Raw genomic sequence first — 26,633 nt, forward strand, 5'->3', positions numbered from 1 at the left:
ATACCCTGTTAATTAAGGCGAACTTGTTTCAGAAAAACTGTTGTTAGATCAATGAATTACCTTGTTGCTGTATTACCAGACCGTATCCAAGCTGAAGCTGCTTATCTAGCACTAGAAAAAGACAGCATCAATAGCACAATCTTAGGTAAGGGATATAAAACTGCTGACGAGTTTGGTTTGATTGATCCCAAAGAACAAGCTAAAAAACAAGCAAAACTAATGACATTTTGGTTAGTACCGTTTGGCTTTTTTGCGGGTTTTACCTTCAGTTTCATCACTGGGTTAAATACCTTTGCTTGGGCTGGTGAAATTGGTAATCACATTATTGGGGGATTACTGGGGGCTGGTAGTGGTGCTATGGGTGCTGTGTTTGTTGGTGGTGGAGTCGGGCTAATTACAGGTAGTGGAGATGCGCTACCCTATCGCAACCGCTTGGATGCTGGTAAGTATTTGATCGTGGTTCAGGGTTCGGAAACTCTGACTCGTCAAGCCACCAGAATACTACGTCAGTTTGAGCCAGAAAATATTCAAGGCTATGCTGACACATGAAGTGTGAAGTATGAAGTGGGAAGTGGGAAATTTATCTTTTAACTTCCTGTCTTCAAACTAAAGACAATTGACCAATGATTATTGACTTTTAATAATGTTGCCACGAGAAGAACTTTTAAAGGGTGTAGAAAATCGAGATACTGTTGCGCGTGTGATTGATCAGGCGGAACAAGCGATCAAAACTTGGGAAGTGGTTTTGACGGATTTTTTGTCTCCACCAGAATTAGCAGAAATTCAACGGGTTTTTAATCGATTAACTGAAGTGCAATTATTAACTTGGGGCGGATATCCCCAAGCTGAACGCCAACGAATGGCGATCGCTCGTGGAGAACTCCCCTTAGATCAATCACAAGTGGCTATTGTAGCTTTAGAAATTGCGGGGAATTTTTTATTTGATACTGCTAATCACCGTGATTTTTTAGGTGCAATGTTGGGAACTGGAATTGTCCGGGAGAAGACAGGAGACATTATTGTTTTGGGAGAGCGAGGGGCGCAAGTAATTGTTGTGCCGGAAATGGCAGAATTTTTAGAGATGAATCTGCAACAAGTACGCTCAGTTCCCGTGAAAACTCAACGAATTGATATTAGTGAGTTAAAAATTCGGGAACCTAAGAAAAAAGAATTAACCACTGTAGAGGCCTCTTTAAGATTAGATGCGATCGCCAGTGCTGGTTTTGGGATGTCTCGCAGCAAAATGGTAGATTTAATCGATGGTGGCGATGTGCGCGTTAACTGGAAAGAAATTACCCAAGCTAGTTTTCAAGTCAAATCTGGCGATTTAGTTGCCATTCGCGGTAAAGGGCGTTTAGAAGTGGGTGAAGTGGCGATTACTAAAAAAGACCGTTACCGTGTCCAACTAACGCGATATATGTAAACAAGACTGAATAGAGTAACTTTTGCTGGTGTTGATTTAAAGATGGGTTTCAGCTTGAACGAAATCAATGTACTCCCGCAAAGAAGCTTCATTATCAACATCAAGCACTAAAAACTCAGGCAATTCATAAGGGTGAAGTTCAAGGATGCGGTTTTTTAAACGCGCTACTCCTGCCGTAGAAACCTTCATCATCAATGTCACTTCGGAGTCAAATTGCAGTTCTCCTTGCCAAAAATAGAAACTCTTAATCGGATATAAGTTAACACAGGCTACAAGATGCTCTTCTACAAGTAACCGAGCAATCCGTTCTCCGTCTTCTGGAGGCAAGTTCGTGAGCGCAATCTTCATCATAATTGTTCTTAGCCATCAATGCAAAACAGCTATAATTCTTAATTCTGAATCAAGAATTATAGCTGTTTGAAATAGTAATTTTTAATTTAACAGCATAATAGTATGCCTAAACTAATTTGCCACTTCAGCTAATTCAATAATCCGCCCTTCATAGTCTTTAATTAAGAAATTTAAAGGCTTTTGGTTGCGAATTTTGAATTTTAAACCACGGGTTTCTACCCTTAATAAAATCATTTCCAAGCAGTCACGGTCAAAACAAACGTGACGCTGTTGATTTTTGCTGCCTAAACTTGCTCCGGTAATGACGTGTAGCTGGGTATTCTTTTTTAGTTGATACCAGAGTCCTTCGTTGGCATTATTCATTGTTTTGCCCGACCAACTGGGACTGGCGGACATATACAAAGGATCTATCGCAGTTGTGCCGATGGTTTGTTCATAGTTGTAATAGTAGTGCAGAGGCACTTCTGCGGCTGGTAAATCGAGTAGCCCTTCGTACAACTGTCGAGCAATTTCCAAATCTGACACCATCACAGTGTGAACTTTGGGCGCACTGCTGAGAAACATCCACATAGCACCAGCATAAGCCGCCAGCAGCATTACCATAATGCCTTGAGTCGAAAATAGACTATCTAAAGGCAGGGATGGTAAAAATGAGCCGAAAGTCAACGGAGCAAGTAAAAACTGCATTACATTAGCTGCTATAACCATGAACAAATTGAAGATTGTATAAGGGAGCCGCTTTTATTTTTATTGATAAAGACTAAGATTAAGTCCTTGTCTTTAGTGTATCAATACTAAAGTGGTCTGATCTGGGATAGCAAAAAGACCTAAACCCAAATTTTACGGTTTGCACTCTGGGGCTATTGTTATAAACATTAATCTTAACAACTCTTAGCGAAAAGGCTTATGCAAATTCCTCATTTTCCCGAAACAAATCACCCGCTAGTTAAGTCGCTGTTTCATCACAATGACCAGGAACTGCTGAGTCTATTTCAACGATATCCAGAGGCTGGCAAGTATTTCACGGTGATTTTTTGTCGTTATAGCCCGATTGTTTATACCTTAATTCAACATTCGGCTCGATCGCCTGTCCAGGCAGATTACCTATTTGCCCTGACTTGGCGACATATCTATTACGAACTGGGCGGACTGGATTTAGAAAACCCCCAACCAGGACAAGAAGGCTTAACTTTACAAAATTGGCTAATTAACATCACAGCTTTTTGTATTAACGAGATTGAACTCCCGCCCACGGAAGCAATTCATTATTCGCTGCAAGCCACTTCGCCGCCTTTATGGTGTTACGTAGAAAAAGCTTTAGACCAATTACCACCGATATTACGTTTGATGGTGTTGATGGCACAAACTTTCCATTGGAGTGAAACCCGAATTGCAGCTTATTTGCAAGCGGAAGGCGAAAGAATTGCTCCTGCCGAAGTAGCCAATTTTCTCCAGGAAGGCTATCGTATGCTAGAGGCTAAATTACCTGCTGACATCCGCTCTATCTACTTGGGAGAAGATTTAGTTCCGTCATCAACTACGTAATATTGCTGCTGTTGTTGGTAATTATGCCGCAAGAAATAAAACTTTTACTGAAACTTTATACTTTAAGCCGAATTTTCACAGGTAAGTTTTATGCAGCAACGGCATTTATTCCCATCCACTCACACCTTAAATTCTAGAAGCTACGGATTTTGGCTGCTGAAGGGTATCACTATCGGACGACGGGGTGATCATTTCCCATTTTTTAGTTTTTTCTTTTTACTGTTGACTTTTTTTATTAACTCCAATTGCGGCCAATGCGAGTGATATTACTCAACAACTTCATCGTCCTGTAAGCAGTTCTAGTTGGCAATCTGCCAGAGATGAAGCTGATAGTTTGTTGCGGATTGGTGAACAGCAGTATCGCTCAGGTAATGGAGCGAAAACTATCGACTCTTGCTTACAAGCTTTAGAGATTTATCATTCAATTGGTGATGTCAGAGCTACCGGGTTAACTTATGAATTACTAGCTAAAGCTTATATTCAACAAGAGCGTTACAAAGAAGGGGAAGACGCTTTACGCCGACGATTAGCGATCGCACGGGATAGCAAAGATTTTCAAGCCCAAATTTTCGCCTTAAATAATATCGCCGCAATTCTTCTGCAAAAAGATGAAACTGTCGCCGCCGGAAAGGCTGTCCAAGAAGCATTAACTATTGCTCAAGGTGTAAACAATATCGAAGGACAAGGACTTTCTTTGAGCAATTTAGGTTTAGTGACTGCAAGACTGGGTGATTATAATAAAGCGATTAAACTTTATGAAACTGCTATAAGTTATCGCCGTCAGAAAAATGATCCGATTGGCGAAGCTAACACTCTCAATAATTTAGGTGATGCTTATCTGGCTGCGGGGAATTATCCAGATACCATCGGCGCTTATGGGTTAGCGATGCGGTTGGCGAGACTGAATGGCGATCGCACTATTCAATTACGCGCCATTGATGGTTTAGTAAAAGCGCATACTTCTGTCGGACGCAATGAACGCGCTTTTGAATTACTCCAAGAACGTTTAGTTATTGCTCAAGAATTACAAAATCTCCCAGAACAGTTAAAATCATTTGAATCTTATGCAGCATTCTATGAGCATTTAGGTAATTATGCTACAGCTAAGAATTTTTACGAAAGAGCAATTGCGATCGCCAATACTCTAGAAGACACGAAACGCGAACTGGTGTTGAAAGATAGATTAACAAAGTTGCAGAAAAAGCGAAATTAATGTTTACGGTATTGGTTCTCACCAACCATTGATCAAAATAGGTGCTGAAAGACGAGATCCCCGACTTCTTGCAGAAGTCGGGGATCTATTTTTATTTGAGAAAAAATATATAGCAGTTATAGAATCAGTGAAGTACAGGAAAAAATAATTAACCGCAGATGCACGCGGATGGAATTTGTGTGATTGCCCTACATTGACTGCTACTATGTGATATAAAAAAGGAAATATAAATTAATCTAAAAAATCTCAATTACAGTCGGATTATTCAGTAATTTTTTATTGTATAAATACCTAAATTAACACGATGTGCAACTTATTTTTGAAACCCCTCTCCAAACCTCTCCCCGACGCGGAGAGAGGCTTTGAGTCTTGCTCCCCTTCCCTCGTAGGGAAGGGGGTTGGGGGTTAGGTTTAAGAGAAAGTTGCACACGACATAAATTAATCAAAATAAATATATTTATTGAGCAGGTTGCACTCTCCCTGATTGTTCCCAGAGTAAATAAAATTAATTATGCCTTTAGACTTAGAAAGATTTTATCAGGCTTGCAATCCTAGTCGCCCTTTGGTGATGGGAGATGCAAGCGATCGCCGTTATTATATCGATTTTGCGGCGGTGCGGGGTGGCAAAATTATTGAGGCTTTGCTGCGAACAATTACGCGCATTTCACCAGACACTCCCACTTGTCAATTGTTTACGGGACATTTGGGTTGTGGAAAATCGACAGAATTATTGCGGTTGAAAGCTGAATTAGAAGAGCAGAAATTTCAGGTAGTTTATTTTGAGTCCACCCATGTTTTAGAAATGGCAGACGTGGATGTGACAGATATTTTACTAGCGATCGCGGGACAGGTGAGCGAAAGTCTGGAAGCTAATAAAATTCGCCTCAAGCCGAGTTACTTCGCCAAGTTATTCACAGAAGTTGTTGATTTTTTACAAACACCAATTGACTTGGGTGTAGAAGCAGAATTATCTGTGGGGATAGCGAAAATCACCGCCAAAACTAAAGAAAGTCCCCAACTGCGGCGACGGTTAAGAGATTATCTCGAACCGCGTACCCAAAATATTTTGCAGTCTATCAATAAAGAACTACTAGAACGCGCTAACAACGAACTCAAGAATCAAGGTAAAAAAGGTTTAGTTGTCATTGTTGATAACTTGGATAGGGTTGCGATTCGGCCTTTACCATCGGGGCGATCGCTGCCAGAATACTTATTTATTGAACGTGGCGAACAATTACGTAAACTAGCTTGTCACTTAGTTTACACCATACCTTTGTCTTTAATTTTTTCTAACGATAGCGCCGAACTGCAACATCGTTTGGGTGGTGGGGTTGCGCCCAAGGTTTTACCGATGATACCTGTACGGTTGCGTTCTGGGGAAATATTTAACCAAGGGTTATCACTGATGCGACAAATGGTTTTAGCCAGAGCTTTCCCTGACATTGAAGTGAGCGATCGCTTAAGCTTAGTTACAGAGCTATTTGATAACCTGGAAACTTTAGATCGATTGTGCTTAATTAGCGGTGGTCATGTCCGGGATTTACTGGGGTTGCTGTTCGACTGCTTAAGAGAACAAGACCCACCTTTTGAGCGCGACTGCGTAGAACTAGTAATTCAACGTCAACGAGACTACCGCGCCCACGCCATTGACCCCCATGAATGGGAACTAATTTTTCAGGTGGTAGAACAGCAAAGAGTTGGTGGTGACATCGCCTATCATGCTCTTTTACGCAGTTTATTTGTGTTTGAATATCGTGACCATCGAGGTGCTTGGTTTGCTGTCAACCCAGTTATCGCCGAAACGCAAAAATTTAAATCATGGTTGAACATTCACAAGCAGACATAAAATCAGCTAACGAACGGGCTTTGCGGAGTTTAAGCAGAGCAATTTCCCTATCACGGGGTCAATTTTCCGTCGTGTTGGTATGTTGTAACTATCGGGTTTTACAAACGCAAATCCTCCAAAAATTAGAAGCATCTGCATCAAGTTCAGTCAAGCAACTAGTTATTCCTCAAAATGCAAGAAGTCTTTACAGCACAATTCATATACAGTTGCGGACTAATGAACAGCAACCATCTGCATTGAATATTCTGGGTTTAGAGTCGGTAGAACATATTGATGATTTACTCAGTTCGATTAATCAAATTCGGGATGAATTTCCCAAACGTCACCCATTCCCGATGATTTTTTGGGTGAATGATCAAATATTGCAAAAAAGTCTTGCGGTTAGCACCAGATTTTGCGAGTTGGGCGGCGACACCAATTCGGTTTGAAATGACGACGACGCAATTACAAGATTTTTTACGTCAGGAAACAGACTCGTTATTTGCGACAGTTTTACCGACACAACATCAAGATAATTCAGAAACAGAGCAGTATTCAACCTTAGAGCAAATCTGGGAACATAACGATGAACTGCATTTTGCTATTCAGGAATTGCGTCATCGAGGAATTACGTTAGAACCCGAATTATACGCCAGTTTAGAATTTGTGTTTGGGTTGGATAATTATGTGAGCGATCGCATTCAACCAGCCTTAAATCATTTTCAACAAAGTTTAAAAGTTTGGCAACAGTTAGCATTAGAAAACCGTTCTGAAAAGTCCCTCTCTACAATTCCTAATACTTGGACTACGGAATTAGATATTCTCAGCAATCACACTTCGCCGTTAGTCCGCCAAGGTGTATTACTCTATTATTTGGGTTTGTGTTATATTCGTCTCGCTGAACAAAATCAAATTGAAAATCGCCGTTGTTGGGATGAATCGAAAGCTTATTTACAACAATCATGTAATGTTTTAGAGTTGGCGCAGCGATTTGATATTGTTGCTGAATTTATTAGTCAACTCGCTGAAGTTTTAGAACATTTAGAAGAGTGGTCAGAATTACAGACAGTAGCGCAAAAATCTTTAGAACTGCATCAAATTTATGGTAGTCAAATTCAACTGGCTTGTGATTATGGTTTTTTAGCCCAAGTTGCTTTGCAACAATCGCGGTGGATGCAGGCGAGTATTTTAGCCCATGTATCTTTATTAAAATTAGGAGAAGCTCAAAGACAAGGCGCTTCTCATCAATATTTATTTCCTTTATTACTAGCACAAATTTATTATTTAATTTTAGCCGAAGCCCAACAAAGTTTAGGCGACCATAAAATTGCAAATGAATATTTAGAGAAAGCTGCAAAAGCCCTCCCAAATGCGTTAGAAAATAGCGCCCATCAATATAACGCCCATCGTTATATTCGCTTATTGCGGACACTGCGATCGCTTTACTTTGCGGCTGGGCGATATTCAGAAGCTTATACTATCAGACAAAAACGGCGTTCTGTTGAACAACAATATGGCTTTCGGGCTTTTATTGGTGCGGGACGTTTACAACCCCAAAGACAAGCCACCAACCCCGCCTTGATGTCACCTTCGGGAACTAGCAGCGTCGCCTTAGAAATTGCTGCTTCCGGTCGAGAAGGCGATATTAATAACTTAATTGGCAAAATTAGTCGCGCTGACCAAAAATTAATGATCATTCACGGTCAGTCTGGTGTTGGTAAAAGTTCGACTGTCAGCGCCGGGTTAGTTCCAGCCTTACAAAATCGTACCGTCGGCGACCAAATTGCTGTACCTGTGGTAATTCAAGTTTACACAGATTGGGTGCGCGAATTTGGGAAAGCTTTAACGGCGGCTATGTCTCACATTCAGCGAGAGGAAGTGATAGAAGTCAGCACATCTGATACCCATATCCCCATCACTACCGCCGATATTTTGACCAAATTAACTGAAAATGCCAATAAACATTTAATTACAGTTTTAATTTTTGACCAATTTGAAGAATTTTTCTTTACTTATAGTAAGTTAGCAGAGAGGCAAAAATTTGATAGATTTTTGCGAGATTGTTTAAATATTTCCTTTGTTAAGATTGTCTTTTCCATCCGCGAAGATTATTTATATCGGTTGTTAGAATTTAAAAATCTTGCTGCCTTAGAAGCCATTGATTATAATATTCTTGATAAAAATATTCGATACCAATTGAATAATTTTTCGCCTGAATATGCCAAGGTAATTATTCAAAAATTAACCGAGCGATCGCAGATGAATTTAGAACCTGCATTAATCGATGCTTTGGTCGAAGATTTATCAGCCGATTTGGGCGAAGTCCGACCAATAGAATTACAAGTTGTCGGCGCACAACTCCAAGATGAGCGGATTAATACTTTAGCTCAATATCAACCATATCGCCCCAACAAACTGATTGAGCGTTATATTAAAGAATTAATCAAAGATTGCGGCCCCGAAAATGAACGAGCCGCGTTATTGGTTTTATATTTACTCACAGATGAAACCAATCAAAGACCTTTTAAAACTCGTGCCGAATTAACTACAGAAATTGCCGAATTAGAAGATGCAGGGAAATTAGAATTAGTCTTAAATATTTTAGTTAGTTCTGGTTTGGTTGTGTTATTTCCTGATGTGCCGGAACGCTATCAACTCATTCATGATTATTTAGTAGATTTAATTCGGTACTTGCAAGAACAAGAATCGAGTTTACAAGCCAAACTTGATCAGTTACGCCGCAAAGTTGATCAAAGTGAATTTGAAATTGAACGTCTCAAAAGTGAACTGCGCCAAAAAAAGCAACAAGCTAGATTTCCAGAATCTCCACCCCTGCAAGGATTAGATTTAGTCACAGAACTGCGAGAATTACGCAAGCGCGAAGAATTAAGTCAGTTAGAAATTGAACAATTAAGGTCGGTGCTGAAAGAAAAAGAACTCACAGCACAACTCGCAGCAGCCCAAGAAAAACAAAGGCTAAATGAAGCCAGATTAAATCGTTCTTTGAAAGTTGCTTTATCGGTAGCATTTTTAGCGATTGTTGGCTTATCAATTTCCATCGTTAGTGTTTTAGATAGCGAAATTAAAACTCTGAGTGTTTCTAGTGAAGCTTTGTTTGCATCCCAAAAAGGTATCGATGCGTTAAAAGAAGGAATCAAAGCCGGGAGAAAATTAGAACAAGCCCTGTGGGTAGACCCTTCAACCAGACAGCAAGTACAAACGGCTTTATATCAAGCAGTTTTCGGAGTCAGGGAGGTTAACAGGTTAGAAAGTCATACCGGAGGGGTGAATAGTGCTGTATTTAGCCGGAACCGCTCCTTAATTGTCTCTGGTAGCGCCGATAATACAATTAAACTCTGGCGGACTGATGGGACTTTAATCAAAACCCTGTTGGGACATGATGATATAGTCAACAGTGTTAGTTTTAGCCCCGATGGGCAAATCATCGCCTCTGGTAGTCAAGATATGACCGTGAGATTATGGAGTCGGGAAGGTAAATTACTCCACACCTTAAAAGGTCATAAGGCTGTAGTTAATAGCGTTAGTTTTAGTCCCGATGGCCAAGTTATCGCCTCAGCCAGCACCGACAACACCATAAAATTATGGAGTCGTAACGGTAAATTACTCCGCACCTTAGCCGGACATCAAAGTTCAGTTTTAGATGTTGCTTGGTCGCCCGATAATCAAACTCTCGCTTCTGCTAGTGCTGATCAAACTATCAAACTCTGGAACCGGGAAGGTAAATTACTGAAAACTTGGCCAGCACATAATGATGCGGTCAAAAGCATAGCTTGGTCGCCCGACAGTAAAACCCTTGTTTCTGGCAGTTTAGACCAAACACTTAAACTCTGGAATCTCCAAGGTCAACTCATCAGAACTTTTTCTGGTCATACAGCAGAAATCACCAGTGTCAGTTTTAGTCCCGATGGTCATACAATTGCCTCAGCTAGTCTTGATCAAACTGTGAAGTTGTGGAGTCCCAGAGGTTTGCTGTTGGGGACTCTCCGGGGTCATAACAATTGGGTAAATAGTGTGAGTTTTAGTTCTGATAGTCGGACTGTGATTTCCGCTAGTCGGGACAAAACTGTGAAACTTTGGCGCTGGGATGATGTGCTGTTACGTAACCCCAACAGTGACCAAGCCGACTGGATTACAAGTATCAGTTTTAGCCCTGATAGCCGCAATATCGCCGCCGCCAGTCGAGATTCCACTGTTAAAATCTTGAATAGTAAAGGGCAAATTGTACGCACCTTCAAAGGTCACAAAGGTCAAGTTTGGGGTGTGGCTTGGTCAAAAGATGGTCAAAATATTGCCTCAAGTAGTAAAGATAAAACTGTCAAGATTTGGCAGCTTGACGGCAAACTGCTGCATACTTTCACCGGACATCAAGATACAGTATTGGCAGTAGCTTGGTCGCCTGATGGTCAAATTATCGCCTCAGCGAGTAAAGATAAAACCGTCAAGTTGTGGAGTCGGGATGGCAAACTACTGCACACTTTAACAGGACATCAAGACGCGGTAAATTGGGTGGATTTTAGTCCTGATGGTAAATTATTAGCCTCAGCCAGCGACGATAAAACAGTGATGATTTGGAGTCGGGACGGCAAACCAAAAACAACGCTAAAAGGTCACAACCGTCCGGTTAATGGTGTGGCTTGGTCTAGTGATGGTCAAACTTTAGCTTCTGCTAGTATTGACAGCACAGTCAAAATTTGGAGCCGTGACGGTAAACTACTCAATGATATTTCGGGAGACGGTGATAGTTTCATTAGTGTGAGTTTTAGTCCCGATGGCAAAATGCTGGTAGCAGCCAGTGAAGATAAACTCAAACTCTGGAACCGCGATGGCAAATTACTAATTGCACTCAAAGGTGATAAAGAAGAATTAACGAGTGTGAATTTTAGCCCAGATGGTAAAACTCTAGCAGCAGGTAGCGGTAAAGGAATGTTAGTTTTTCGGACTTTAGCAGATATCAAACTCGAAAATTTGCTGAGACGGGGTTGCGATTTATTACATGATTATTTACAGAGGAATCCTAAAGTTAGTAAGAGCGATCGCAGTTTGTGTTTTAAACAGTAAAACAAAATGATTAAGTGTTGTATTAAATTTTTTTATCAAAACTTTACATAAATATTGCTAAAGCATAAAAAAAACGCGATAAAAGAAATTTAGCTTTAAAAGCTACAGCAAATAAACGTCAAAAAAAATTGACTCTACCTTTATGAATCGAAAATCTCTTGCTGTTTTCACAGCAGCATTCGCACTGATGTGCAGTGTTATAACCACTAAAGCTGAAGCTTTTAGCATTACTCCTGATAAAAATGGACTAACATTTATTCTTGATGAAGAGAAAAATTCTTTAAAGGCTATTAGAGGCTTAGAAGTTTTAGACAAAAAGTATGATGTAAATTTTATTACTGGAAATTTTGAAGATTTATCACCGACAAACAGAGGAATTACAACTTTTTACACAAATGCGAATCATGCTCGTCAGGCTGGTATATCTCTTCGGCAAAGCTTAATTAATTTCCATAACTCATCAGGTAATTTAGTTTCAAAAATAGAAGATATTGACGGGAATTTATCTCATCAATGGAATATTCCCTTTGTTTTTAGTGATGCTCTTGGCGCAGGTTGGTGGCGTGGAGTAATTGATAATCATAATATTGGTTTATTTCCAATAGCACCAATTAATGCTTCAACTTTCTATTTTACCGAACTCACTTACGCCAACTTTCAGCCATCAACTAAAGCATCTGTACCGGAACCTCTAAATATTTTGGGTAGCTTGACTGCTGCTGGCTTTGGTATTGCCATCAAAAGAAAATTTGTCTCTATGCGCCAGGATTAATATAGCAGGAGGCAGTCCCGATGAAACAAGTTTCATAGCCAAGTATGAAAGTGAGACTAGTATTTTTACTCAGCACTCAGCGAGAAGTTGCGTGCGCGGGTTCCCCGCCTTGAGCAAACTTCGGTGACTCAGCACTTTCAAGTCAGAAGGCAGGAGTTAATAAGTTTTACTATACCTTCACCTATCCTTCGACTGCTATACATACTAATTCATCATTTGTAGGACTTACGCAGAAGTATGAAGAAACGTAGACGCGCTCTTCGGCTACTCTGCGGGTAGGACACGAAGTGATCAGAAATTGGAGAGAGTTTTTGCGTAAGTCCTAATTATTTTTAAATCACTGAGTTGGCAATTTTGGATGCTCCTTGGAGTATTTTGCCACTATGCTGGAAATTTCTGGGTTGTAAAGTCGCAGATAATTCCAATAATTACCAAAAACTTGACGGACGTAATTTTTGGTTTCATCAAAGGGAATCTCTTCGACAAATTCATCGGGGTCTTCTTTTGGTAAAGTTTGCAGCCATTTAGAAACATTACCAGGGCCAGCATTGTAACTCGCTATCGCCAGTAATGAATTATTCCCATACTGTTGATGAGTATAATCTAAATACAATGTACCCAAACTAATGTTGTCATTGGGAACTGTTAAATCAAAGTTTTTCCCATTCAAATTATTTTTTGAGGCGATCCATTGACCTGTGCTGGGTAGCACTTGCATCAGACCAACAGCGCCAGCAACTGATTTAATTTCCGCCTCAAACCGCGATTCTTGGCGAATTAATCCTGTAACTAGTAAGGGATTGAGTTTACGTTCGGCAGACCATTTTTCAATTTCTTTGAGATAAGGAAATGGATAGCGGGCTTGCCAGTAAGTTATTTGTTTACTTAATGCTTGATATTGTGCTTTTTCTTCAGCTGTTTCTCTATCTTCCAACTTAGAAATAATATCTATTCCTGAAAGATTTTCGCCCCTAGCTAGACGCATCAAACCTTCAGTAAATTGTTCTGCAACTGTGGGCTGTTTTTTGTTGAGAAATTCTGTTTCCCATTGCAACCAAGCATCACGGTCTTGAGCTAATAAATACAATTCTTTAAAGGTGTCAGAACCTGCTGTTGGGACTGGACGCTGGCGCGGAACAACTTCCGGATCAAGGTCGCGTACATTGTTAAAGTTGCCGACATTCAGTCCCAGAATATTAGCCGATCGCCAGGCATAATAAGACTGCGGAAACTGGCTAACTACATACTCAAAGGCTGTTTTGGCTTCTTGTTGCTTGCCGAGTTTAATCGCCCATTTCCCTACCCAAAAACCGGCTCTGGGAGCCAAAATGCTGGTAGGGTTATTGGTGGTAATTGGTTGAGCCCATTCCCAAGCTGTGACGTAATCTCTGGCTTTGGCTTTATCTATGGCAATTTTCCAGCGATATTCTGCCGCTTCATCCGAGTTACCATACTTGCCCAGTAGTAAATCCCAGGCTTGTTGTGCTGATTTTTGATCGTTCAGCCCTGCGAAAATTTTCGCTTTGGTGGCTAGGGCGGTGGCGGCTTGTTCGGGAAATTGGGCGATGACTTGATTGAGATATGGTATGGCATCTTTGCGAGTTTTGGCCATATCTGCCAAACGTAACAATGCAGTTCCCGTTTCTTCGGCTTTGGGGAATTGCTGGACTAATTGCTTGTAGGCGGCGATCGCTTTTTCTCTTTCTTGGCTTTGGCCACCTATTTGTAAGCCGCGTCCTATCCTGTAGAGAGTTTGAGCAGTTTTTGGTGCTTGAGTATAAGCGATCGCGGCTTTGCGAAATTGCGTATTTTCCCAATAAGCTGTGCCGATAGTCTCCCAATCGGCGGGTTTGAGATTAGGCTGTTTCACCAATTGATCTAAGATGCCAACAATTCCTGCCTGATTGTAGGCATATTTCGCCAAAATTAATTTTAACTGGGGCTGATTGGGATTTTTTTGCAATCGCTGGTGAATAATTTCCCAGGTGAGGGGATGGGAAGGAAATTGCGCGATCGCCCTATCTTGAGTTTCTGGCTGACCAATTAAATACAACGCTTTCGCCGCCGCCGCTGCTTTGGGGTAGACTTTTAGGACTTTTTGGCGCAAATCAGAAGCTTTGCCTTGTTCACCTAACAGATCCTGTGCTTGGGCTTGTTTGAGCAAGATGTAGGGCGCTAACACAGGATAGTCTTTTTCTAATCCCGTCAATAAATCTAGGGCTTGTTGGGCATCTCTGGTTTCAAGTAAATCACTAGCTAAAAGATAGCGGGCGCGATTTCGGTCTGCTGAAGCCGAGCCTTTGGCGATCGCTTCTAATTTTGCGGCTCTTTCCACTGGTGATTGCGCTACCAATGGAAACACAGCCGATTTGACTTTACTGGCTTCTGATAGTTCTTCTGACTGAGTTTGATTTATTTTCAGCCATTGAGCCACTGTTTTGCCAATCTCTGGTGCTGACACCATTGCACCAGCCGAAAAGGCAAAAACTGCCGCGCCAATAATTATGGGAACTTGGTTTTTTTTAAGTTGCTTCAGCATTGATACCCGCTGAAAATTTTTGATTAATTTTTGAAACTCTAGCACTGTTAGCTAGAACTGTTAGCAATTTTTAATTTTTGCAACTTTCTAATTTTACATAAGGATTTCCCATAATACATGTATTTTATTGATTCAGCCATAATCTATACACAGCAGGAATTTGAGCCAATTTTATTGGTAGTTAATCAAACAGAATTCAGAACTCAGGAGTCATAATTCGGTCTAGATTATCAACTCAGCCCTAAACGAGGAAACAAGTTTAACACCAAGCACAAGGCAAAAGTAAAAAGTTAAAAAGAATATTGATACCACAAGCCTTTTAGCAATTTCAGATAGTCTGTTTATTTCCGCCGACCTGTACTAGTTATACCCAGCTTAGTATGAGAGAGAAATTTCATTTTCTGCCAAATGGGTAATAAATCCTCTTGAAAAACTTCCCTCCAAGAAGGATGACACTGTTCAATATATTGACGAGCCGCTTGGCTAACATCATCACGCATCCGCAAATCTTGGAGATAAGGTTTAAGTGCATCTGCCCAAGTTCGGGGACTAGAATCGGCAACCACAATGCCATCTATATCAGGTTGTTGGATAAACTGTACACTGCCACTATGAGCCGCTACAAATACAGGTAGCCCTGATGATTTTGCTTCTAACACCACGTTCGGAGATATTTCACTATCTGAGGGAAAGACGAACATATCTGCACTAGCGTAAATCCAAGAAAGTCTTTCTTGGGGTAACACTCCGGGTAGAGTGATATGTGGTGCTAAAAGTTGTTGTACCTTGGCTTTGGCCGTTCCTTCACCCACAATCAAGACGTGTAAAGCGTATCCTTGGTCTAGCAGCTGACAGGCAGCTTGAGCTAGGGTCATGATGCGTTTACTCTCGTCTACTCGTCCGACAAACAACAGTACAGGTACTTCCGGCGGGATGCCAAAGGTAGTTTGTAAAAGAGTGCGATCGCGGTGTTGGGGGTGAAATCGCTGCTTATCTATCCCTCGTCGTAGTCGAGACAAGCGAGATTCTGAGACGAATTTTTGAATCACCGGGAAATCTTCTGGTTTGGAAAGCAATACCCAATCACTATCGCTAATTAATCTGTGCCAGCGCCGCATCATTTGTTGTTCGAGGCGCTCACCTAACTTCCACCGTTCCCAGACGAGATTGACTAACCATTCCCAACCCAAAATGCGGCGAATAATCTCTTGAGAGTAAACCCGTGTAAAACTACCTAAATCTGTATGGGTAGAAGATACCAAAGGAATTTTGTACCGTTGCGCCATCCAGTGGGCTGTGCGCGAAAAACTAAAAGCACTGGTAATGTGTAAAACATCGTGCTGTCGGAGTTGCCGAGCTAAACCTAGATGGTAAGGCGCTAAGTCGGTATTTCGAGAACGTTCATGAAGAAAAGGTATCTGGTTAGTTCCCAACATCGGGGGCAAGATGCGGTAACGCACATTCGGCGCGATCGCTATTTCTTTGGGTTTATGTCCCAGGTAATAAATCGTCAGGTCTATATGGGGAAAATCAATTGCCGCTTCCGCAAATCGTTCCCAACACTTCACATGACCGCCGGCATACAATCCCCACTCTAAATCAACCAGTATTCCAACTGATAGGGAATGTTGTCCAACAATTGCCTCTTTAGACTTTTGTTGTCTTACCACTTGTTTCGCCTACTGTACTGCTTTGGACTTTTGATATTGCTGTTCACTGGTAGGCAGCCACCATACTGATAATTATCTTGTGTGTTTAATACCAGTTGACTGTGGTAATTCTCGACGAGAATACTACTCTCTACCTTGTTGGAAATACGTAGATAATGGGTTTGGCTGGCAAAATCGCCCTTGTCTGGAAGCGGCACGGTGGAAGACACTAGAGTGCGATCGCTACCATCTCTCCAGGCAGGATACCAAAGAAAATCAATCAAATTCATGACAGACCCTCATGTGATTGCACCAAACAACAACAGGATGAGAATCTATCTTGTCCATGCCCAATCATGTGGTGCTTCTAGAAAAAGGTGTATATTTGGACAGTTACAGAATTTTAAAATATCACAGTAAGTTATTTGAAATTACAGCTAATTTGACAATTTACTTGCAAATTTAGCTGCTATTTTCTCTGGTGAAAAATTAAAAATGACTGTGCAGTTAAAGTCTTTTCAGAACCAAATTCCTGTAGCGACTGATTTGGCATCTGCTCCTAACCCGAAAAAAGCTCGCTACGTTCCTTTACATCATCGACGCATTCTTTGTATCTTCCCCAAGTACAGTCGCTCTTTCGGCACGTTTCATCATGCTTATCCACTGATGGGTAATGTCCGGGCTTTTATGCCACCCCAGGGGATTTTGATTGTGGCTGCTTACTTACCACAAGAATGGGAAGTACGCTTTATTGATGAAAATTTGCGCCCCGCCAAAAAATCTGATTATCAATGGGCGGATGTGGTGATTGTCAGTGGAATGCACATCCAAAAACCGCAGATTAATCAAATTAATCAACTGGCGCATCAGGAAGGCAAAATTACTGTTTTGGGCGGCCCTTCGGTGTCTGGTTGTCCAGAATATTATCCTGACTTTGATATTTTACATTTGGGTGAACTAGGCGATGCGAGCGATCGCATGATTGAGTACCTCGACCAGCACCACCAACGCCCGCCACAACAAATTCGCTTTGAAACCAAGGAACGTTTACCCCTGAGTGAGTTTCCTACACCCGCTTATCATTTGGTGAATCTGAATCATTATTTTCTCGCTAATGTCCAGTTTTCTAGCGGTTGTCCTTATCGCTGTGAGTTTTGTGATATTCCTGAACTTTACGGTAGAAACCCACGGATGAAAACCCCAGAGCAAGTATTGGCGGAACTGGATGCCATGCTGGAATCTGGGAATATCGGCGCAGTATATTTTGTGGATGATAACTTTGTCGGCGATCGCCGCGCCACAATGCAGCTATTACCCCACTTAATTGACTGGCAAAAGCGCAATGGCTATCCGATTCAATTTGCCTGCGAAGCCACGCTGAACCTCGCGCAAAGTCCAAAACTCCTGGAGATGATGCGCGAAGCTTATTTTTGTACGGTATTTTGCGGTATCGAAACCCCAGAAACAGAGGCGCTGCACTCGATTTCTAAAGTGCAGAATCTCAGTATGCCAATTTTAGAAGCTGTTAAGGTTTTAAATAGCTATGGTATGGAGGTCGTCTCAGGCATCATCATCGGTTTAGATACAGATACACCAGAAACAGCAGACCGCATCCTCGAATTTATTCGGCTGTCACAAATTCCCATGTTGACAATTAACCTACTTCATGCTTTGCCCAGAACTCCTTTATGGCGGAGGTTAGAAGCCGAAGGGCGACTCGTGTTTGATGACAGCCGAGAATCAAATGTGGAGTTTTTGATGCCATATCAGCAAGTTGTGGAAATGTGGCGACGTTGTATCACCGAAGCCTATCAGCCAGAATTTTTATATCAGCGGTTTGCCTACAACATGGAACATACTTACCCCAACCGCATCGCTGTACCTAACAGTCCGGCGCGGACTTCCTGGGCAAATATTCGCAAAGGTTTAACTTATTTAACTAATATTTTGTTGCGTGTGGGTGTATTTGGTAACTATCGCCAAACTTTTTGGCAAATGGCTAAACCAGCACTCAAATCAGGAAATATAGAGTCCTTAATTCACGTTGGACTAGTGGGACATCATCTGATTCAGTTTGCCCAAGACTGTGCCGCACACACAGAATCAGCCTCGTTTTATTCCCAAAAAATCCGTCGTTAACTGTGGGGATTGGGTGTAGGGGAGCCAGTTGCGTGGGCGGGTTCCCCGACTTGAGAAAACTGGCGTGTGAAAGGGTATGGGGTGTAAGGGTTTTGAATACAGTAATACGAAAAATAAAGGATTTGGGAGACAGTGGAGAGGTGTAGATTATTCAAAACCCATAAACCCCTTCACCCCATACACCCCTGATCAACACTGGCTACTGATGAAAATCTTGAGTCATAATCACTAAAGTCTGTCAACCTACAACAGCAAGGCTACGAAAACTGTCTAGCTCTGTTAACATTTTTTATAATTTCCTAACTTAGTGAGGAAATAGAAAAAAGCGATCGCCTTAACATTATGGAGGAGTGAAATGGGACTGAGCGACCAACTTTTAAACTCAGACAAAAAAGCAATGGTTATAGATGACTGTTGCAAGTTGTTAGAAGCACAAATCAGTTCTAAGTCAGGAATTAGCGGTATTGCACTCAAAACTGCCTTTGCAGCACTGAAAGGAATTAAGCCAGGATATATCGCCTACGGTGTTGAGCAACTTTTACCAGAATGTTTTAATGCGCTTGATCCAATGTGGGCTGAAGGTGTACAACAAGGTGATCCAGTAACGCACTTAGCGACAAATAAATCTCGTACAGCAGATGCAATATTGAGCGTCACTGATACTAAGTTCAAGAGTGTAAAACGACAAATTGTGCGTGGAACCTATGAAAAATTCAGGGGTTCAGCCAAACAACATGTAGAGGAAGCAGTACCAGATTTTGCACAGGTAATTAATAAGTACGCTTAAATCAAGTGCTGAGTGCTGAGTAAAGAATAGGCTATTTAAAAATAGGGAAGGATGGGGTGTAAAAGCATCAACTATAAAAACTCTTACACCCCTACACCCTTACACCCTTTTACAATTGCCTTACTACTGGCTGACCATCTACCACTTCGCCTACTAAAACGACATCTGCACAGTTAACAAAGATGCCGTTTTCTAACACACCAGGAATATTATTGAGGATTTTTTCTAAATTCACTGGGTCGTCAATGGAGTCGAATCTGACATCAAGGACAAAGTTACCTTGGTCGGTGATGACTGGCCCAGCTTTTTTCACACCCATACGCAGTTCTGGTTTACCGCCAAGTTGTTTAATGGCATTAGTCACAGGTGTAATAGCCATTGGAATAACTTCAACTGGAACTGCAAACACAGAACCCAAGCGATCGACTAATTTACCACTGTCTACCACCACAACAAATTGACTGGCTAGATAATCAACTACTTTTTCGCGGGTATGTGCTGCACCGCCACCTTTAATCAAATTCTTTTGGGGGTCGACTTCATCTGCCCCATCAATAGCAATATCAATGTGGTCAACAGCATCTAAGGTGGTGAGAGGTACACCATATTCTTTGGCTAATACTTCTGATTGAAAAGAAGTAGGAATACCGACAATATCTTTGAGTTCACCAGATTTTAAGCGATCGCCTAAATACTGAATTGTATACGCTGTTGTTGAACCCGTACCTAAACCGACAATTGAACCTGATTTTACTAGTAGGGCGGCGGCTTTACCAACCTCTTGCTTCATCAACTTTACAGGATCTGTTGCGGTCATTCCCAAAACTCCACAAAAACTGACTATAGTCCATCTTAGAAGGCAGATGACCCCCCATTCGCTTTTTTCTAGTGCTGAGTTAGGATGAGTAAAAATTTCAGACTTCACACTTCATACTTCTATGCGGTTGATTTTGTACAGTAAACCTGGTTGTCATTTATGCGAGGGCTTGCAGGAAAAATTAGAACAAATTTTAGAGACGCAAAATTTGGGTGTTGAGTTAGAAATTCGTGACATTACAACTCGTGAAGATTGGTTGCTGGCTTATCAATATGAAGTCCCAGTGCTAGTTTTAGCCAATCTCCCCGGTGCGGAAGCTTTTGAACAACCTCTACCGCGTCCTTCTCCCCGTGCAAATGTCCAGCAAATTCAGCAAATGTTGTGTAAGTATTTATCCAATACTAAAAAAAAATGATGCAGAATAAGCGCAAGATAAGCGTGTGGCGAGGTTCACAAGATGAAATTGCGAGAATTACTAGCAGCAATAGATAGTGTGGCACAGTTGCCTAACAGTTCTGACTTAGCAGATGCAGAAGTCAAGGGTTTGAAAACTAACTCCCATGCTTGCAGTGAGGGAGATTTATTTATTGGAATGCCAGGAACGCGGGTAGACGGTGGCGAATTTTGGCCAAGTGCGATCGCATCTGGCGCAGTAGCGGCGATTGTTTCTGCCCAAGCTGCCGAAAAAAATCCTCCCACCCCGGAGGCTGTAGTAATTAGTGCTAATGATATGACTCAAGCTTGCGCTCAAATAGCAGCAGCTTTTTACGATTATCCCGGACAAAAACTCAAGTTAGTGGGTGTGACTGGCACCAACGGTAAAACCACCACTACTCACCTCATTGAATTTTTCCTGAACAAAGCGCATCTAGCTACTGCGTTGATGGGGACTTTATACACTCGCTGGCCGGGATTTGTCCAAACTGCTATCCACACCACACCCTTTGCTGTGGAACTCCAACAGCAGTTAGCAGCAGCCGTGAATGCAGGTTGTGAGTTTGGCGTAATGGAAGTGAGTTCCCATGCTTTGGCGCAAGGTCGAGTCTTGGGTTGTCCGTTTGAGGTGGGCGTATTTACCAATCTCACCCAAGACCATCTGGATTATCACAGCGATATGGAGGATTATTTCGCTGCTAAGGCGCTGTTATTTAGTCCAGAATATCTCAAAGGCAAGGCAATTATTAATGCTGATGACTCCTACGGCAAACAATTAATTAACAGATTGCCCACAGAGCAAGTTTGGAGTTACAGTGTCAGCGAACCCAATGCCGATTTGTGGATGAGCGATTTAAATTATCAACCCAATGGTGTTAGTGGTGTGCTGCATACTCCAAAGGGTGAGATTGCCTTTCGCTCACCTTTGGTTGGTCAATATAACTTAGAAAATGTTTTGGCTGCGGTGGGTGCAGTTTTGCATTTAGGACTTGACTTAGAGTTAATCGCCAGTGCAATTAGTGATTTTCCTGGGGTTCCGGGACGGATGGAACGAGTACAAATCAGTCCGCAACAAGATATCAGTGTGATTGTTGATTATGCCCATACGCCCGATAGCCTGGAAAATTTACTCAAAGCTGCAAGGCCGTTTATTCCCGGTAAAATGATTTGTGTGTTCGGTTGTGGAGGCGATCGCGATCGCACCAAGCGCCCAAAAATGGGTAAAATCGCCGCCGATTTAGCAGATGTGGCTGTGGTTACTTCCGATAACCCCCGCACTGAAGACCCAGAAAGAATTTTGCAAGATGTTTTAGCTGGAATACCCGATACTGTGCAGCCGACTGTAATTTGCGATCGCGCCACAGCCATTCGCACCGCAATTTTACAAGCCGAACCCGGTGATGGCGTGTTGTTAGCAGGTAAAGGTCATGAAGACTATCAAATTCTCGGTACAGAAAAAATCCACTTTGATGACCGAGAACACGCGCGGGATGCTTTACAAGCCAGATTAAAAAATGAAGTGTGAAGTATGAAGGGTGAAGTATGAAGGGTGAAGGGTGAACATTTCTAGGACTAGGATTTCACTGTTTAAATCAAGTTGTGGCAGTCGAAGTATAGGTGATGACCTTTAAAAAGCGTAAATGCCTTGCACATTAAGACTTTCACCTCCTCTGCTTGGTGAGCGTAGCCGAACCACTGCCTCCTGCTATGGAAATTGTTTCAGACTTCATACTTCATACTTTCTTTCCAAATGTATTTTACGTAGTCTTTTTGTAACAAAAGCTTACATAAAATTGGCAATCAATGACATAATTATTTCTTCCTTGTTGTGCTTGACTCATGAATGATTCTCTGCGTAAGGAGTTATCCGTCTATCAGCTGGCTTTGGGAGTGGAAACACCACCTCAACCATTGCCAAGCAATCCTGCTAGTTTGTTATCGCTGCTGAGGTCACAAATTGATTTATTGATTGAACAACAAATTACGGCAACTTTTTGGGTTAAGTTACCACCGGGAAAAATTTGGCACGCAGAATTAAAGCGTTATCAATCTGCGATGAGTGCATCTGGCGTAATTAATATTTGTCGGATAGATAAAATCAATACTGGGGCAGAAGATCAGGTGACAGATGAAACCAACCCACAGCAACAAAATTGGGTACAGTTATTATCAAATTATCAATTACGGCGAGAATACTTTTTTATAGTATCCGCGCCGCAATTTTGTAGTTTAATTGTGGCGCGTCGTCCCCGCAAAAGAAATCAAAACCGCCAAACTCATAAAGCCAAAACAGGTAAAATTCCCTCATTGCTGGCTGTGATGACAATGGAAGGCAGAATCATTCAGCAAGTTTTAGATGGTCTCAAACAAGTAGCAGTACCGGAATCATCGGCAGTTTTTCCGGCTGAGTTGATTTATCCCAGTACCATCGAACCCGCACTCATCAGTCAACTCATTGCTAAACAACTCCAGCGCCAAAATTCCATTCAACGTCAAATTACTAATAAACGCATTGCCAAATTACGAGAGCAAAATCAAAAGCTTCAAAACAAAGAACAACTCAAAGATGATTATTTAAGTAGTGTGTGCCAAGAACTGCGGACACCTTTAACACACATGAAAACTGCATTGTCGCTGTTAAATTCACCTACGATTAAACCACCACAGCGACAACGTTATTTACAAATGCTAAATACTCAGTGCGATCGCCAAAGTATATTAATCACTGGTTTACTGGATCTGGTCAACCTAGAACATAATTTAGAAACCACCAGCTTAGAATTAGTACGTCTGTCAGATATCGTCCCTGGCGTAGTTAGCACCTACCAGCCTGTAGCTCAAGAAAAAGGCATCATGCTTGCCTACACTGTACCGACAGAACTACCAGGGGTTTGGTGTGTCACTGGTGGATTAAAGCAAATAGTGATTAACTTGCTGCAAAACAGTATTAAGTTTACCCCCAAAGGTGGACAAGTCTGGGTAAGAGCGCGTCTTCAAGCCGATTATGTCCAGTTAGAATTCCGTGATACAGGTATTGGCATTGCGGAAAGTGAAATTGGCAAAATCTTTGATTGCTTTTATCGAGTCCGTTCGGGAACTACTGAAGATTTGAGTGGTGCTGGCTTAGGTTTAACAGTTGTTAAGCGGTTATTGTGGCGCTGCGGAGGTTCTATTTCTGTCAGAAGTAAACTAGATGAAGGGTCTACTTTTACAATCCAGTTAGTTACGAATCGCAACAAAATCCCGTTTAAATAATTGGCGTTGCTGATTAAGGGGATAAATTTTGTTTCGCGCAAAGGTGCAAAGGCGCTAAAAATCAATCTTTCATTTTGCTTCGATATCTCAATTCATCCCGCATTTATACAACGCCCAAAATTTTATTCTGACTTCTGACTTCTTATTTATTGCGGGTACTCATGGGAGACAAAAGGGATATCCACAATTTCACCTTCAACTTCTCCGATTTTGACCTTTAAGCCCATACCGCCAGCTTTGGTACGGATGTAACCAAGTCCAAAGTAACCGTCACTGGTTTCGGTATAGCTGGTGAGTTTGCCGATTTTTTCATCTCCTAGGGCGATCGCACTACCAATTTCCACTGGGGCGCTGAGGCGAATCCCCCAAAGATTTTGTTTGACACCTTTATAAGTATTTAACCGGGCGATGGTTTCTTGTCCGATGTAACAGCCTTTATTAAAGGATATAGTCTGCCATAAACCCACTTCTAGCGGATTGTAATCATCTGTGAGTTCTGCATCTGGGGTTGGTCTACCTTGGAGAATGCGTAAGGTTTCCCAAGCGTGATCGCTCAATTCTACAGCCCCAAATTCTAATATTTGTTGCCATAGTTTTTGTTTCTCTATGGCTGGCAGAATTAAGGTATACCCAGGCAAAGCTAACCCACTCCCTACAGCGACAATCACCCCACCGTCAACTAATAAGTGATTGCCGTCAGGTTGACCGATAATTGCCCCTGCACCTAATTTTTCCACAATCGCATCACTATCTGGCCCGATGAGGCTAAAGGTTGCAGTTTCCTCTGTTACGTCGGTTAACTGTACTTTATCTGCAAAAAAGATGTAGCGGTCTAGCCATTGCATCAAAAATTCTCGACGATTGGGCGAAACCAACAGCAGTACCGCATCATCCAGAATGTACGCACTCACCAAGTCAATTGTCCGGGCTGTGGATGTCACCATCACCGTGTCACAGCCTTGTCCTGGTTTGCGGCTTTGAAAATCGTTGGTACTTTGATTGTGTAAAAACCGGATGCGATCATCATCTGCAACCTGGATACGTCCCCAAAACGAGCGATCGCACACAGCCACCCCTTCTCTTGCGGCTTGGATAGCGATCGCGTCTTTACCGTCAATTGTTGATGCTGGCATGATAGTGAAGAACTGCCCTGTTTCAAAGTTTACGCACTGGAAATCTTAGCAAATCCAGGTTTACTGCTTCAATGACTATATGACTAATGATATTGCCTTAGCTTTCTTTACAATTCTTTATAAAATAGGGCGATTAATTACAACTAGCACTTTCATCAGTTTTTTGCATCCCTAGTAGTAGTGAATTAATCAAAAAAAATTATTGAAAAAAACCGCCAAAAATTAAAAATTAATTTACAACAACTTTTCTCACCAGTATGCAATTGGCAATATATTGATTATTGCCGTCTATATTGCCTGATAAATAAGGATTTTGTGGCTATTTATTAGTTAAAAACTATATGAGAAGGAAGATGAAATGTGATTTAATTTACTAATTTAATAGCCAATTTTGCGGTCATTAATCAAGCATGATTTTCTACATCAAAAATTTTCCGTATTTTTATTTACCAAATTATGCTGAAATTCACACAATCTTCAGAAAGAAAAACTTAGAAAACTCTGATGAAGGAGCTAAAGTTTTGTTAAGATGCAATTGCTAGGAATTTTTCAACGGGAATTATAGTCAGCGTGTTGAGAAATAAGTACCACTAGCCATATAGAGTTCAAAGGTGATGCAATGACCACCTATATTTTTTTTGATGATGCCCTGCGGATGCTTACTAACGCCTATTTGTTATCAGCTGTCCTGCTAATCGCAGCTTCTGGTATAGGGTTAGCAGTGATAGAAACAATTGAAAAAACAGGAGAACGCTAAATTAAAGCCTGAAGGTGTACTACTTGCAGAAAACCACGAAGCGCAAGTAGGTGTTCGCCGCAAAGAAATCCTGGGAACACTAAATTGTGAAAGTCTCACAGCGTTGCAGAATTACCTGTAAGTTCAAAACATCCAGGTAGCTGTGCGCTAATGAGACCTAAATCCAGGAGCAATAAAAATGAATTTAGTAGACACAATCCTGGGCAAAGAAAACCAAGCCCCAGAAAAGTTGACATCAGCCGAAGCTTTTGCTGCTATTGCTTTAGTCGCGGTTACTTCAGATGCTGTACTTTCAGAACAGCAAGTGCGTAGTATTTGTTCTGCATTATCACGGCTCAAGCTTTTTAGCAGTTATTCCGAAGACCTTATCAAGAAACTGTTAGAAAAAAACCTAAATATTCTGCGCTGCGATGGTTTTAATGCTTTATTTAATGCAGCTAAAGAATCTTTATCGCCAGAATTGCGAGAAGTAGCTTTTGCTGTCGCTGCTGATTTGGTAATGACTGAAAGCGTAGTTACGGAAGAAGAAAAAAATTTTTTTAAATGACTTGTATCAGGCTTTAGATATTCCACGCGATAACGCGATTAAAATCTTGCAAGTTTTAATGGTGAAGAATCAAAGCGAATGAGCTTCAAGTAGTCTAACGCATCTAAAATATTTTGGAATTTTCTCTAACTTGACTCAGTTCAAGTTATAGATTTGGCTGCTTAAAACTAAGTTACACATTCTTCCGTTAATGATGATTCCTTGTCACTGGCTAGTATAATTTAAATTCAAGTTTTGGTGTATGGTTATATATGAGTTTATAGTTATATAACTCATTTAAATACCACAGTATATCGATTGTAATAGTGGCTTATCAGCACAAATTTGAGTATACTGTGTTTAAAAGTTAATTATTAAGTTTTTTGTC

Annotated in this window: 21 protein-coding genes and 2 pseudogenes; 16 read left to right on the forward strand and 7 right to left on the reverse strand. The window is 41.4% G+C overall.

Features of this window, described 5'->3' with window-relative positions; translation table 11 throughout:
- The first annotated feature begins 51 nt into the window (after nt 1-51).
- Complete coding sequence (locus tag ACX27_RS17770; RefSeq protein ID WP_062294776.1) at nt 52-549, forward strand: hypothetical protein; 498 nt, start codon at nt 52-54, stop codon at nt 547-549.
- A 94-nt stretch (nt 550-643) separates the two neighbouring features.
- Nucleotides 644-1,423 (forward strand): photosystem II S4 domain protein, encoded by a 780-nt coding sequence (locus tag ACX27_RS17775; RefSeq protein WP_062294777.1) that lies wholly within the window; start codon nt 644-646, stop codon nt 1,421-1,423.
- A gap of 36 nt (nt 1,424-1,459) precedes the next feature.
- On the opposite strand, the gene cutA is transcribed toward ACX27_RS17775, so the two are convergent.
- Nucleotides 1,460-1,774 (reverse strand): divalent-cation tolerance protein CutA, encoded by a 315-nt coding sequence (cutA, locus tag ACX27_RS17780; protein WP_235526254.1) that lies wholly within the window; start codon nt 1,772-1,774, stop codon nt 1,460-1,462.
- A gap of 111 nt (nt 1,775-1,885) precedes the next feature.
- On the reverse strand, nt 1,886-2,482 hold the full coding sequence (locus ACX27_RS17785; protein ID WP_062294779.1) for a glyoxalase-like domain protein: 597 nt from the start codon (nt 2,480-2,482) through the stop codon (nt 1,886-1,888).
- 198 nt (nt 2,483-2,680) lie between these two features.
- Here ACX27_RS17785 and ACX27_RS17790 point away from each other — a divergent pair, with 198 nt between their 5' ends.
- The 6 genes and pseudogenes from ACX27_RS17790 (at nt 2,681) to ACX27_RS17810 (ending at nt 12,208) form a co-directional block, all read left to right on the forward strand.
- On the forward strand, nt 2,681-3,319 hold the full coding sequence (locus tag ACX27_RS17790; RefSeq protein ID WP_062294780.1) for an RNA polymerase sigma factor: 639 nt from the start codon (nt 2,681-2,683) through the stop codon (nt 3,317-3,319).
- Nucleotides 3,320-3,409: 90 nt separating this feature from the next.
- Nucleotides 3,410-4,532, forward strand: a pseudogene (locus ACX27_RS17795) (tetratricopeptide repeat protein).
- A gap of 511 nt (nt 4,533-5,043) precedes the next feature.
- A complete protein-coding gene (locus tag ACX27_RS17800; RefSeq protein ID WP_062298409.1) occupies nt 5,044-6,378 on the forward strand; it encodes a P-loop NTPase fold protein in 1,335 nt (444 codons plus the stop codon).
- Complete coding sequence (locus ACX27_RS35775) at nt 6,351-6,806, forward strand: hypothetical protein (RefSeq protein WP_418006167.1); 456 nt, start codon at nt 6,351-6,353, stop codon at nt 6,804-6,806. Before ACX27_RS17800 ends, ACX27_RS35775 begins: the two co-directional genes overlap by 28 nt.
- Nucleotides 6,754-11,436, forward strand: a complete 4,683-nt coding sequence (locus ACX27_RS17805) for a WD40 domain-containing protein (protein WP_418006169.1) — start codon at nt 6,754-6,756, stop codon at nt 11,434-11,436. Before ACX27_RS35775 ends, ACX27_RS17805 begins: the two co-directional genes overlap by 53 nt.
- Nucleotides 11,437-11,578: 142 nt before the next feature.
- Nucleotides 11,579-12,208 (forward strand): PEP-CTERM sorting domain-containing protein, encoded by a 630-nt coding sequence (locus ACX27_RS17810; protein WP_062294782.1) that lies wholly within the window; start codon nt 11,579-11,581, stop codon nt 12,206-12,208.
- A gap of 337 nt (nt 12,209-12,545) precedes the next feature.
- Here the strand turns inward: ACX27_RS17810 and ACX27_RS17815 are convergent, their stop codons facing one another.
- From ACX27_RS17815 to ACX27_RS17825, 3 genes are all read right to left on the reverse strand, one after another.
- A complete protein-coding gene (locus ACX27_RS17815) occupies nt 12,546-14,747 on the reverse strand; it encodes a transglycosylase SLT domain-containing protein (protein WP_062298411.1) in 2,202 nt (733 codons plus the stop codon).
- A 341-nt stretch (nt 14,748-15,088) separates the two neighbouring features.
- Nucleotides 15,089-16,417, reverse strand: coding sequence for a glycosyltransferase (locus tag ACX27_RS17820; RefSeq protein ID WP_062294783.1), 1,329 nt, complete (start codon nt 16,415-16,417; stop codon nt 15,089-15,091).
- Nucleotides 16,411-16,686 carry a hypothetical protein gene (locus ACX27_RS17825; protein WP_062294784.1) on the reverse strand — a complete coding sequence of 92 codons (276 nt, stop codon included), beginning with the start codon at nt 16,684-16,686 and terminating at the stop codon, nt 16,411-16,413. The genes ACX27_RS17820 and ACX27_RS17825 overlap by 7 nt, the downstream gene beginning before the upstream one ends.
- Before the next feature lie 205 nt (nt 16,687-16,891).
- Between ACX27_RS17825 and ACX27_RS17830 the strand changes: the two genes are divergently transcribed.
- Together ACX27_RS17830 and ACX27_RS17835 are read left to right on the forward strand one after the other, a co-directional pair.
- Nucleotides 16,892-18,535: a B12-binding domain-containing radical SAM protein gene (locus ACX27_RS17830; protein ID WP_062294785.1), complete on the forward strand. Its 1,644-nt coding sequence runs from the start codon at nt 16,892-16,894 to the stop codon at nt 18,533-18,535.
- Nucleotides 18,536-18,890: 355 nt separating this feature from the next.
- On the forward strand, nt 18,891-19,322 hold the full coding sequence (locus ACX27_RS17835; protein WP_062294786.1) for a DUF6918 family protein: 432 nt from the start codon (nt 18,891-18,893) through the stop codon (nt 19,320-19,322).
- A gap of 109 nt (nt 19,323-19,431) precedes the next feature.
- On the opposite strand, the gene rpiA is transcribed toward ACX27_RS17835, so the two are convergent.
- Complete coding sequence (gene rpiA / locus ACX27_RS17840) at nt 19,432-20,139, reverse strand: ribose-5-phosphate isomerase RpiA (protein ID WP_062294787.1); 708 nt, start codon at nt 20,137-20,139, stop codon at nt 19,432-19,434.
- Between the two features lie 121 nt (nt 20,140-20,260).
- Here rpiA and ACX27_RS17845 point away from each other — a divergent pair, with 121 nt between their 5' ends.
- The 3 genes from ACX27_RS17845 to ACX27_RS17855 all read left to right on the forward strand — a co-directional run bounded on the left by ACX27_RS17845 (nt 20,261) and on the right by ACX27_RS17855 (nt 23,829).
- Complete coding sequence (locus tag ACX27_RS17845; RefSeq protein WP_062294788.1) at nt 20,261-20,554, forward strand: glutaredoxin family protein; 294 nt, start codon at nt 20,261-20,263, stop codon at nt 20,552-20,554.
- A gap of 42 nt (nt 20,555-20,596) precedes the next feature.
- Nucleotides 20,597-22,099, forward strand: coding sequence for a UDP-N-acetylmuramoyl-L-alanyl-D-glutamate--2,6-diaminopimelate ligase (locus tag ACX27_RS17850; RefSeq protein ID WP_062294789.1), 1,503 nt, complete (start codon nt 20,597-20,599; stop codon nt 22,097-22,099).
- Nucleotides 22,100-22,413: 314 nt separating this feature from the next.
- Nucleotides 22,414-23,829, forward strand: a complete 1,416-nt coding sequence (locus ACX27_RS17855) for a DICT sensory domain-containing protein (protein WP_062294790.1) — start codon at nt 22,414-22,416, stop codon at nt 23,827-23,829.
- 146 nt (nt 23,830-23,975) lie between these two features.
- Here the strand turns inward: ACX27_RS17855 and ygfZ are convergent, their stop codons facing one another.
- On the reverse strand, nt 23,976-24,962 hold the full coding sequence (ygfZ, locus tag ACX27_RS17860; protein WP_062294791.1) for a CAF17-like 4Fe-4S cluster assembly/insertion protein YgfZ: 987 nt from the start codon (nt 24,960-24,962) through the stop codon (nt 23,976-23,978).
- A gap of 619 nt (nt 24,963-25,581) precedes the next feature.
- On the opposite strand from ygfZ, the gene ACX27_RS32915 reads away from it, so the two are divergent.
- The 3 genes and pseudogenes from ACX27_RS32915 (at nt 25,582) to ACX27_RS17870 (ending at nt 26,348) form a co-directional block, all read left to right on the forward strand.
- Nucleotides 25,582-25,719 carry a hypothetical protein gene (locus ACX27_RS32915; RefSeq protein WP_062294792.1) on the forward strand — a complete coding sequence of 46 codons (138 nt, stop codon included), beginning with the start codon at nt 25,582-25,584 and terminating at the stop codon, nt 25,717-25,719.
- On the forward strand, nt 25,697-25,840 hold the full coding sequence (locus tag ACX27_RS32475) for a hypothetical protein (RefSeq protein ID WP_158507395.1): 144 nt from the start codon (nt 25,697-25,699) through the stop codon (nt 25,838-25,840). Before ACX27_RS32915 ends, ACX27_RS32475 begins: the two co-directional genes overlap by 23 nt.
- 57 nt (nt 25,841-25,897) lie before the next feature.
- A pseudogene (locus ACX27_RS17870) lies at nt 25,898-26,348 on the forward strand (tellurite resistance TerB family protein).
- The last annotated feature ends 285 nt before the right edge of the window (nt 26,349-26,633 follow it).

Origin of the sequence: Nostoc piscinale CENA21, assembly GCF_001298445.1 — a bacterium.
Taxonomy (GTDB): Bacteria; Cyanobacteriota; Cyanobacteriia; order Cyanobacteriales; family Nostocaceae; genus Nostoc_B; species Nostoc_B piscinale_A.

Excerpts from the sequence above, each read along its gene's own strand:
- ACX27_RS17855 (WP_062294790.1), top strand. The coding sequence starts at position 22,414 with ATGAATGATTCTCTGCGTAAGGAGTTATCCGTCTATCAGCTGGCTTTG.
- ACX27_RS35775 (WP_418006167.1), top strand. The coding sequence starts at position 6,351 with ATGGTTGAACATTCACAAGCAGACATAAAATCAGCTAACGAACGGGCT.
- ACX27_RS17845 (WP_062294788.1), top strand. The coding sequence starts at position 20,261 with ATGCGGTTGATTTTGTACAGTAAACCTGGTTGTCATTTATGCGAGGGC.
- ACX27_RS17775 (WP_062294777.1), top strand. The coding sequence starts at position 644 with ATGTTGCCACGAGAAGAACTTTTAAAGGGTGTAGAAAATCGAGATACT.
- ACX27_RS17785 (WP_062294779.1), bottom strand. The coding sequence starts at position 2,482 with ATGGTTATAGCAGCTAATGTAATGCAGTTTTTACTTGCTCCGTTGACT.
- ACX27_RS17815 (WP_062298411.1), bottom strand. The coding sequence starts at position 14,747 with ATGCTGAAGCAACTTAAAAAAAACCAAGTTCCCATAATTATTGGCGCG.
- ACX27_RS17790 (WP_062294780.1), top strand. The coding sequence starts at position 2,681 with ATGCAAATTCCTCATTTTCCCGAAACAAATCACCCGCTAGTTAAGTCG.
- ygfZ (WP_062294791.1), bottom strand. The coding sequence starts at position 24,962 with ATGCCAGCATCAACAATTGACGGTAAAGACGCGATCGCTATCCAAGCC.
- ACX27_RS17825 (WP_062294784.1), bottom strand. The coding sequence starts at position 16,686 with ATGAATTTGATTGATTTTCTTTGGTATCCTGCCTGGAGAGATGGTAGC.
- ACX27_RS17850 (WP_062294789.1), top strand. The coding sequence starts at position 20,597 with ATGAAATTGCGAGAATTACTAGCAGCAATAGATAGTGTGGCACAGTTG.
- ACX27_RS17830 (WP_062294785.1), top strand. The coding sequence starts at position 16,892 with ATGACTGTGCAGTTAAAGTCTTTTCAGAACCAAATTCCTGTAGCGACT.
- ACX27_RS17800 (WP_062298409.1), top strand. The coding sequence starts at position 5,044 with ATGCCTTTAGACTTAGAAAGATTTTATCAGGCTTGCAATCCTAGTCGC.
- rpiA (WP_062294787.1), bottom strand. The coding sequence starts at position 20,139 with ATGACCGCAACAGATCCTGTAAAGTTGATGAAGCAAGAGGTTGGTAAA.
- ACX27_RS17835 (WP_062294786.1), top strand. The coding sequence starts at position 18,891 with ATGGGACTGAGCGACCAACTTTTAAACTCAGACAAAAAAGCAATGGTT.
- ACX27_RS17810 (WP_062294782.1), top strand. The coding sequence starts at position 11,579 with ATGAATCGAAAATCTCTTGCTGTTTTCACAGCAGCATTCGCACTGATG.
- ACX27_RS17770 (WP_062294776.1), top strand. The coding sequence starts at position 52 with ATGAATTACCTTGTTGCTGTATTACCAGACCGTATCCAAGCTGAAGCT.
- cutA (WP_235526254.1), bottom strand. The coding sequence starts at position 1,774 with ATGATGAAGATTGCGCTCACGAACTTGCCTCCAGAAGACGGAGAACGG.
- ACX27_RS32915 (WP_062294792.1), top strand. The coding sequence starts at position 25,582 with ATGACCACCTATATTTTTTTTGATGATGCCCTGCGGATGCTTACTAAC.